Raw genomic sequence first — 9378 nt, forward strand, 5'->3', positions numbered from 1 at the left:
AGCTCCTTGGCGGCCTCGGTGAGGTCCTTCGCGGTGTCGATGGCGCGCCAGTAGACCCCCGGCGCCCGGGCGTCAGAGGGTGACCTCCACGACCAGCGGGCGGTGGTCCGAGACGCCGGTGTGCGGGGCCGCCGCCGGGCCGACCGCGCGGCGCGGGACGCCGACGGCGAGCACATGGTCGAACTGCACGGCCGGCCGGTGCGAGGGGTAGGTCGGGGTCCTGGCCAGGTCGTACCAGCCCTGAAGGCGCGGCCTGGGCTCGCGGACCCGCCGCCGCCGCGGCCCCGGCTGGGCGGCCCGGGCCCGCCGGGCGGCCCGCAGCTCCCGGATCCGCTCCTTGGAGGTGCCGCGCTCCAGCGCGCTGGCCCCGCCGAGCACCGTCCGCGGCACCGCGCCGACCAGGTTGAAGTCGCCCAGCACCAGGTAGGGCTTGGGCAGGTCGGAGATCCACCGGCGGATCCCCGCCAGCTGGGCCACGTTCCACCCGGGTACGAAGGACAGGTGGGTGGCCACCACGGTGAACGGCCCGTGCGCGCCCTCCAGGACCGCCGCCAGCGCGGCCCTCGGCTCGTCCGGGACGGGCGTCAGCCCGCGCCGTCCGGCGACCCGCAGCGGCAGCCCGAACGGCGCCGGCGCGAACCGGCGGGCCCGCCAGTGGTGCACCGGCAGCCGGGTGAGCAGGGCGGTGCCGTAGCAGGGCCGGCCGGTGGCGGTGTCGACCTCGGCCGGGCCGTAGACCTGCAGGCCGGTGATCTCCGGGTCGGTCAGCCAGCCGGCCACCGGCGCCGGGCGGCCGTGCACCGCGGCGGCGAAGCGCCAGTCGGCGGCGCCCATCGCCTTGGCGGCGACGGCGGTCTGGTCGACCAGGCCCGAGCGGTCCTGGTGGCGGTCGACCTCCTGGAGCGCGAGCACGTCCGCGTCCAGGGCGGCGACGGCGTCGCCGAGCGGGCCGCCGGGGTCGGTCCCGCGCTCCGGGAACGGCAGCGGAGTGCCGTCGGCGGCCACGGGTTGACCGTGCAGCAGGTTGAAGGTGGCGATGCGCAGCTGGCTCACACCGTACGACGGTACCGGGTGCCGGGCTTGAGCAGTTTGGACATACCGGGTATACATACGTGGTATGTCCATCCGACACGGTCTTCTCGCCCTGCTCGACCAGGGCCCGCGCTACGGCTACCAGCTGCGCACCGAGTTCGAGGCCCGCACCGGCTCCACCTGGCCGCTCAACGTCGGCCAGGTCTACACCACGCTGGGCCGCCTGGAGCGGGACGGCCTGGTGGCCCCGGCCGGTGAGGACGAGGAGGGTCATCTCTTCTACGCCGTCACCGACGAGGGACGCGTGGAACTGCGCCGCTGGTTCGACACCCCGGTGCCGCGGACCAATCCGCCCCGGGACGAGCTGGCGATCAAGCTGGCGATGGCGGTGACCGTGCCGGGCGTCGACGTCCCGGCCGTGGTCCAGGGCCAGCGCCGGCACAGCATGAAGGCGCTGCAGGACTACACCCGCCTCAAGGGCCAGGCGCTGGCCGCCGACGTCGGTCGGGAGACCGACCTGGCCTGGCTGCTGGTGCTGGAGCAGCTGATCTTCCAGGCCGAGGCCGAGATCCGCTGGCTCGACCACTGCGAGACCCGGCTGGTCCGGCGGCAGGAGCAGCAGCAGGCGCAGGCCGAGGCGGCGCCCCCGGTGCCCGCGCCGACCCGCCGCCGCTCGCGGCTCTGAGCCGGCGCCGACCCGACGCCGCGCCGGCCCCGGCCCGCCTCCGGCGCCCGCCCGCGCGGCCGGTGCCACCCACGAACCATGAACCACCAAGCGCAGGGGGAAGTTGACCATGTCTCAAACCGAAGCGCCGGTGCTGCACCTGGAGCAGGTCAGCCGTGTCCACGGCCACGGCGCCGCCGAGGTGCACGCCCTGCGGAGCGTCGACCTGATGGTGCACCCGGGCGAGCTGGTCGCCGTGATGGGCCCCTCCGGGTCCGGCAAGTCCACCCTGCTGACGCTGGCCGGCGGCCTGGACTCGCCGACCGGCGGGCGGGTGCTGGTGGAGGGCGTCGCCCTCGGTGAGCTCAACCGCAAGCGGCAGGCCGAGGTGCGCCGCCGCGCGGTCGGCTACGTCTTCCAGGACTACAACCTGATACCCGCCCTGACCGCCGCCGAGAACATCGCCCTCCCCCGGGAGCTGGACGGGATCTCGGCCCGGGCCGCCCGCCGGGAGGCGCTGGCCGCACTGGAGGAGCTGGGCATCCCCGAGCTGGCGGACCGCTTCCCGGACGACATGTCCGGCGGCCAGCAGCAGCGGGTGGCGATCGCCCGCTCGCTGATCGGCGACCGCCGCCTGGTGCTGGCCGACGAGCCCACCGGCGCGCTGGACTCCACCACCGGCGAGACCGTCCTCGCCGTGCTGCGCGCCCGCTGCGACGCCGGCGCGGCCGCGATGATGGTCACCCACGAGGCCCGGCACGCCGCCTGGGCGGACCGGGTGGTCTTCCTGCGCGACGGCCGGATGGTCGACGAGACCGCGCGGCAGGACGCGGCCACCCTGCTGGTCACGGCGGCCACCAACAGCGTCAAGGGCGGCGGGGCCGAGTGAAACTCACCGCCTGGCGCGCCAGCCTGCGCATCGCCCGCCGCGACGCGCAGCGGGCGAAGGGCCGCAGCGCCCTGGTGCTGGCCATGATCGCGCTGCCGGTGCTCGGGGTGACCGGCGCCGACGTGATCTACCGCAGCGCCGAACTCAGCGCGACCGAACAGGCCGACCGGCTGATGGGGCGCGCGGACGCGCTGGTCATCCTGGACCAGCTCGGCACCACCGTGCTGCAGGAGCCCGACGCCGACCAGGGCCGCGCCAGCGCCGAGGTCGAGAAGGGCAAGCCCCCCACGCCCGAGCAGACCCGTGCGCTGGCCGCCGCGGCCGACCCGGTCGCGCTGCTCAAGGAGCTGCTGCCGGCCGGCACCGGGCTGGTGCCGGTCGTCCAGGGCTCCGGCGCCTCGGCCACCAGCAAGGAGGGCCGGGTCAGGGCGGGGACGGCGGAGGCCGACCTCACCGACCCGATCTGGCACGGCAGGATCAACCTGACGGCGGGCCGGGCGCCCGCCGCCCCGCAGGAGCTGGCCGCCACCCAGGCCTTCCTCGACCAGGCCGGGCTCAGGATCGGCGACACCACCACGCTGCGCGGGCTGGAGAGCCGCCCGTTCACCATCACCGCGGCGGTCGAGTACCCCGGCTCGCTCCGGTCCACCGACCTGGTCGGCCGGCCGGGCGCCCTGGTCGAACCGCTGCGCACCGCCCAGGCCCAGCAGGACGACCGGTACGCGCCCGGCCTGCGCTGGCTGGTCCGGCTCCCGGCCGGTGGCCACGTGGCCTGGCCGAAGGTGCTGGAGCTCAACAACTACGGCCTGGCGGCCACCTCGCGGGCGGTGCTGGCCGATCCGCCGGCCCGCTCCCAGGTGCCGTACTACGTCTGGAACGACCAGCACGGTGGCGGGGGCGGTGCGCTCGACCCGACCGGCCTGATCATCGCCGGGACGGTGGCGGGCATGGCCCTGCTGGAGATCGTCCTGCTGGCCGGCCCGGCCTTCGCGGTCGGCGCCCGGCGCTCGCGCCGCCAGCTCGGCCTGCTCGCCGCCGGCGGCGGCGACCGCTCGCACATCCGGGCCGTGGTGCTCGGCGGCGGCGTGGTGCTCGGCCTGGCGGGCGCGCTCGTCGGCGTGGTGCTCGCGGTCGGCCTGGTGGCGGCCACCCGGCCCTGGCTGGAGGAGCAGGGCGGCACCCGCTTCGGCCACCTGAACGTGCAGCCGCTCGACCTGCTCGGGGTGGCGGCGATCGGCCTGGTCACCGGACTGCTCGCGGCGGTCGTCCCGGCCGTCCAGGCCTCCCGGCAGGACGTGGTGGAGGCGCTCACCGGGCGCGGCTCGGTCAAGCCGGCCAACCGCAAGCTGGCCCTGCTCGGCCTGGTGATGGTCGGCGGCGGCGCGGCCCTGGCCCTGCTGGGCGCGAGCACCGGCGTCGGCGGCCGGGCCACCGCGGTGCTCGGCGGCTCGGTGCTCGCCGAACTCGGCATGGTGGCGCTCACCCCGATGCTGGTCGGCCTGTTCGGCCGGCTGGGCCGGCACCTGCCGCTCGCCCCGCGGCTGGCGCTGCGCGACGCCGTCCGGCACCGCGGGCGGACCGCACCGGCGGTCGCCGCCGTGATGGCGGCCGTGGCGGGCTCGGTCGCGGTCGGGATCTACACCGCCAGCAGCGACCAGCAGAACCGCAACGAGTACCGGGCCATGATGCCGCCCGGTGCGGTCTCGATCGCCCTCGGCTACGGCTCGGAGTCCGAGCCGGCGGAGCTGCCCAAGCTGCGGACGGCCGTCGAACAGGCGTTCCCCGACCTCGGCCGGCGCGCGGACGTCTCCACCGCCGGGTACCAGGGCAACTGCCGGGTCGGGGTGGGCGGCTGCGGCAGCATCGAGCTGGCCGTGCCGAAGGAGCGCCGCTGCCCGGCGACCGACCCCGACAACGAGCGGGCCGACGAGCCCGCCGACCCGGCGGCCGTCCGGGCCATGCGCGCGGATCCGCGCTGCGCCGAGCGTGGCTACGCGGCCGGGGGCGCCGTCTTCGGTGAGCTCCCGGTCGGCGACGCCGCGGCCCTGCACAACCTGTACGGGGTGGACGACCCGGCGGCGGCGCAGGCGCTCGCCCAGGGCAAGGCCGTGGTCTTCGACGAGCTCTACGTCAAGGACGGGAAGATCACGCTCGACCTCACCGAGCGCTCCGGGCCGATGGAGAGCGGCCCGGCCAGGACCGGGCTGGCCGACGGTGCGAAGCCGAAGGTCTCCCACGTCGGCCTGGACGCGGTGGTGGTCAAGGCGCAGACCCCGGGTCGGATCTTCGTCGGCGCGGACACCGCCCGCCGGCTGGGGCTCGACGTGGCCGAGGTCGGCTCGGTCTGGCTGCCGGACACCGTCCCCGCCGACAGCGCCGAGCAGAAGGCGTCCGCGGCGGTGGCCAAGGTCAGCGACGGCGCCGATCTGGAGGTCGAGCGCGGCTACCGGTCCGTGGACACCCTGGTCTCGCTCGGTCTGACCGGGTTCGCCGCGCTGGTCGCGCTCGGCGCGGCCGGTATCGCCACCGGCCTGGCGGCGGCCGACTCCCAGCGCGATCTGGCCACCCTCGCGGCGGTCGGTGCGGCTGGCGGCATCCGGCGCCGGCTGGCGGGCTTCCAGTGCGGGGTGATCGCCGCGATGGGCGCGGTGCTCGGCACCCTCGCCGGGGTCGTCCCGGCGGTGGCGCTGCGCAAGGTCGAGGCCGCGGCCGGCAGCGACATGACGTCGCTGGCGGCCAAGCACGAGGCGGTGATCGCCTTCCCGTGGCCGAACATCGCGATCACGCTGATCGGGCTGCCGCTGCTGGCCACCGGGCTGGCGATGCTGCTCACCCGCTCGCGGCTGGTGCTGGTCCGGCGCAGCGCCTGACCGCCTGCGGGCCGGTCGTGCAGCGCAGCGCCTGACCGTCTGCGGGCCGCGCAGCGCAGCGCCCGACCGGCTGCGGCCCGGTCGCGCCCCCCGCCACCGGCCCCGGAACCCCGTCAAGTGACGGAGGTTACGGGGCCGGTGGCACCGGGCCGTGGGCGAGCGGCCACCCCGGCGAACTAAAGTCGTCCGTATGACGAAAACCCCGGACAGCGTCGTCCGCTCCTACATCGACCAGCACGAGGCCGACTTCCTGCGGGAGCTGGCCGACTGGCTGCGCATCCCCTCCGTCTCCGCCGACCCCGAGCTGGCCGGCGAGGTCCGCCGGTCCGCCGAGTGGCTGGCCGCCAAGCTGGCCGGGACCGGCTTCCCGGTGGCCGAGGTGTGGGAGAGCGACGGCCTGCCGGCGGTGTTCGCCGAGTGGCCGTCCGGGGATCCCGACGCACCCACCGTGCTGGTGTACGGGCACCACGACGTGCAGCCGGCGGCCAAGGAGGACGGCTGGGCGACCGAGCCGTTCGAGCCGACCGTGATCGGCCGTCAGCTCTTCGCCCGCGGCGCGGCCGACGACAAGGGCCAGGTCTTCTTCCACACCCTGGGGCTGCGCGCACACCTGGCCGCCACCGGCCGGACGGCTCCGGCGGTCAACCTGAAGCTGCTGGTGGAGGGCGAGGAGGAGTCCGGCTCGCCGAACTTCGCCGCGCTGGTCCGGCGCGAGGCCGAGCGGCTGGCCGCGGACGTCGTGATCATCTCGGACACCGGTATGTGGGCCGAGGACACCCCGACCGTCTGCACCGGCATGCGCGGCCTGGCCGACTGCCAGATCGACCTCCGGGGCCCGGACACCGACATCCACTCCGGCTCCTTCGGCGGCGCCGTCCCCAACCCGGCCTCGGTCGCGGCCGAGCTGGCGGCCGCGCTGCACGACGCCGACCGGCGGGTGGCGATCCCCGGCTTCTACGACGGCGTGGTCGAGCTGACCGACGAGGAGCGGGCACTCTTCGCCGAGCTGCCCTTCGACGAGGCCCAGTGGCTGCGGGTGGCCAAGTCCTACGGGACCTCGGGCGAGGCCGGCTACTCCACCCTGGAGCGGGTCTGGGCCCGGCCGACCGCCGAGGTGAACGGCATCTGGGGCGGCTACACCGGCCCCGGCGGCAAGACCATCGTGCCGGCCGACGCGCACCTCAAGCTCTCCTTCCGGCTGGTGGCCGGCCAGGAGGTGGAGAAGGTCCGGGAGGCCGTCCGCTCCTGGGTGGCCGAGCGGGTGCCGGACGGCATCCGGTACGAGATCGTCTTCCCCGGGGCCACCCGCCCCTGCCTGACCCCGCTGGACCACCCGGCGCTGCAGTCCACCGTCCGGGCCATGGGCCGGGCCTTCGAACAGAAGATCCTGTTCACCCGTGAGGGCGGTTCCGGTCCGGCCGCGGACCTGCAGGACGTGCTCGGCGCCCCGGTGCTGTTCCTGGGCATCTCGGTGCCCTCCGACGGCTGGCACTCCGTCAACGAGAAGGTCGAGCTGGACCTGCTGCGCAAGGGTGTGGAGGCCGCCGCGTACCTCTGGGGCGACCTCGCCGAGACCTGGCCGCAGGCGTGAGCCGGCCGGCCGCCACGACCACGACGACCACCACGACCACCACGACCACCACGACGAGCGATCCTGATGATCCGAACGGGATGGACCGAGTTGAGCAGCGTGCCTGACAGCAAGCACCTGGCCCTGGCCCGCGCCGGGGTGGACCGGGCCGCGCACCACCGCTTCGACGAGCCGTGGCTGGCCGCGGCCTGGAGCCACCCGAGCACCAAGGTGCTGCCGATCTCCGGCGGCGAGGCCTTCGTGGTCGACACCGAGCCGGGCAGCGAACTGGTCCTGCTGCCCTCCTTCGAGGCGCCGCCGGCCGGTGACCGCTACTTCCTGGGCACCGACGAGGCCGGGGTCTCCTACTTCGCGCTGGCCTGCGACAGCCTGCCGGGCCGGCTGGACGGCGACGCCCGGCCGGCCGGGCTGCGCGAGGTCGGGGCCGTGCTGTCGGACCGTGACGCCGGACTGCTGGTGCACGCGGTGGCGCTGGAGCACTGGCACCGGCTGCACAGCTTCTGCTCCCGCTGCGGGCACCTGACCGAGAAGGCCGGCGCGGGCCACGTCCGCCGCTGCACCTCCTGCGCGGCGGAGCACTACCCGCGGACCGACCCGGCCGTGATCATGCTGATCACCGACGGCGAGGACCGCTGCCTGCTGGGCCGGCAGGCGCTCTGGCCGGAAGGCCGCTGGTCCACGCTGGCCGGCTTCGTCGAGCCGGGCGAGTCGCTGGAGCAGGCGGTCGCCCGGGAGGTGCTGGAGGAGGCCGGGGTGCGGGTCGGCGAGGTGGCCTACGTGGCCAGCCAGCCGTGGCCGTTCCCGTCCAGCCTGATGCTCGGCTACATGGGCCGGGCCGAGCCGGGCGGCACCGAGATCACGGTGGACGGCGAGGAACTGGCGGAGGCCCGCTGGTTCTCCCGCGAGGAGCTGCGGGCCGGGATGGCGGCCGGGGAGATCCTGCCGCCGTCCGGGATCTCGATCGCCCGGCACCTGGTCGAGCTCTGGTTCGGCGAGCCGTTGCCCGCGGCGGCCCGCTGGTAGGGCGCTTCGCGAGGTGCGTCCCGTCGGAGTGCGTCCCGTCGGGGTGCGTCTGCTCGGGCGCATCGGCACGGGGCGCGTCTACTCGGGGTGCACCTCGGAGTGCGTGGCAAGAATGGGGCGCGCGGAATTCTCCGCGCGCCCCTTGCGTTCGGCGTAATCGTTTTTCCTGCCCCGCGCCGATCACGTCCGGGCGTGGTCGAACAACCGCCCGCCGTACCGGAGTCGGGCCGATCCGTGCAGGACCGGCGGGCCGTCGGGCGGCCCGGAGGTGTGCGGCGCGCGGAATTCGACGAAATGGATCCGGCCGGAGCCGGCCGCGCAATCCCCGGTCCGGCCGATATTGGCGGGTTCTGCTGAAATGGCGCAAGCCGAATGGATACATTCACTCGGGTGACAATCCCTCGCGGCGGCGTGCCGTCCCCCAAGTACCAGCGCCTCGCGGCCGATCTGCGCCGCCGGATCGAGGCCGGTGAGTGGCAGGGCGGCGCCCAGCTCCCGGTCGAGAGCGAGCTGGAGCAGCACTACGGCGTGGCCCGCAACACCGTCCGGCTCGCGGTCGACCTGCTGGTCAACGAGGGGCGGCTGGTCCGCCTCCAGGGCAAGGGCACCTACCTCAAGCAGCAGCCCCTGCTCGACCACCGGGCCTACGCGCCCGCCCGGGTGCCCGGCCAGCGGGATTCGCTCGCGGCGCCCTCCGAGGTCTACTCCACGGAGGCCCGGGAGGCCGGGCGCCGGCTGACGGTGGACTTCGAGATGCTCATCGTCCGGGCCCGGGCGGACGTCGCCGACTGGCTGGGGCTGGCGCCCGGCGAGGCCGTGGTGGTCCGCCGCCAGCTGCGGATGACGGACCGCGAGCCCTACTCGATCGAGGAGAGCCACTACCGGGCCGGGCTGGCCGCCGGCACGGCGCTGATGGAGCCCGAGCCGGTGGCCGGCGGGGACGAGGCGGCGCTGGCCGCGATCGGCCGCACCGAGACCGGCGGGGTGGACCACCTGGTCTCCCGGATGCCCGGCCCGGCCGAGGCGGCCTGGTTCGAGATCGGCCCCGGGGTGCCGCTGCTGGTGCAGACCCGGGTCAGCTCCGACCCGCGCGGCCCGGTGCGGGTGATCGAGACCCGCTACGCGGCCGACCGCTGCCGGCTGGTCTACGGCCTGGGCGAGCCCGCCGGGCGGCCGTACGAGCTGCGCTGACGACCGTGGCCCCGCCTTCCCGCCCGCGCGGGCGGGAGGGGGGGGGGCCCGCGCGGCGCGGGCGCGGGGCGCCCGGCCGCGGGGCCCGGGGCAGACGCCCGGGCGGGGGGGGGGTGAC

The 9378-nt window shown here is 75.7% G+C and carries 7 protein-coding genes; 6 read left to right on the forward strand and 1 reads right to left on the reverse strand.

Annotated features, from left to right (window positions below; translation table 11 throughout):
- Window positions 1-72: 72 nt before the first annotated feature.
- Window positions 73-1053: an endonuclease/exonuclease/phosphatase family protein gene (locus AB0K43_RS30805; protein ID WP_363645609.1), complete on the reverse strand. Its 981-nt coding sequence runs from the start codon at window positions 1051-1053 to the stop codon at window positions 73-75.
- Between the two features lie 64 nt (window positions 1054-1117).
- Here AB0K43_RS30805 and AB0K43_RS30810 point away from each other — a divergent pair, with 64 nt between their 5' ends.
- From AB0K43_RS30810 to AB0K43_RS30835, 6 genes are all read left to right on the forward strand, one after another.
- The gene (locus AB0K43_RS30810) at window positions 1118-1717 is read left to right on the forward strand and encodes a PadR family transcriptional regulator (RefSeq protein WP_363645611.1); all 600 of its coding nucleotides are present in this window, start codon (window positions 1118-1120) and stop codon (window positions 1715-1717) included.
- Window positions 1718-1826: 109 nt separating this feature from the next.
- The gene (locus AB0K43_RS30815; RefSeq protein ID WP_363645613.1) at window positions 1827-2585 is read left to right on the forward strand and encodes an ABC transporter ATP-binding protein; all 759 of its coding nucleotides are present in this window, start codon (window positions 1827-1829) and stop codon (window positions 2583-2585) included.
- Window positions 2582-5455 carry an FtsX-like permease family protein gene (locus AB0K43_RS30820; RefSeq protein WP_363645615.1) on the forward strand — a complete coding sequence of 958 codons (2874 nt, stop codon included), beginning with the start codon at window positions 2582-2584 and terminating at the stop codon, window positions 5453-5455. The genes AB0K43_RS30815 and AB0K43_RS30820 overlap by 4 nt, the downstream gene beginning before the upstream one ends.
- A gap of 190 nt (window positions 5456-5645) precedes the next feature.
- Window positions 5646-7046 carry a dipeptidase gene (locus AB0K43_RS30825; RefSeq protein WP_363645617.1) on the forward strand — a complete coding sequence of 467 codons (1401 nt, stop codon included), beginning with the start codon at window positions 5646-5648 and terminating at the stop codon, window positions 7044-7046.
- A gap of 66 nt (window positions 7047-7112) precedes the next feature.
- A complete protein-coding gene (gene nudC, locus AB0K43_RS30830; RefSeq protein WP_363645619.1) occupies window positions 7113-8069 on the forward strand; it encodes an NAD(+) diphosphatase in 957 nt (318 codons plus the stop codon).
- A 390-nt stretch (window positions 8070-8459) separates the two neighbouring features.
- Window positions 8460-9260, forward strand: a complete 801-nt coding sequence (locus tag AB0K43_RS30835; protein WP_363645621.1) for a GntR family transcriptional regulator — start codon at window positions 8460-8462, stop codon at window positions 9258-9260.
- Window positions 9261-9378: the final 118 nt, after the last annotated feature.

Source organism: Kitasatospora sp. NPDC049258 (assembly GCF_040678895.1).
In the GTDB taxonomy this organism is placed as follows: domain Bacteria; phylum Actinomycetota; class Actinomycetes; order Streptomycetales; family Streptomycetaceae; genus Kitasatospora.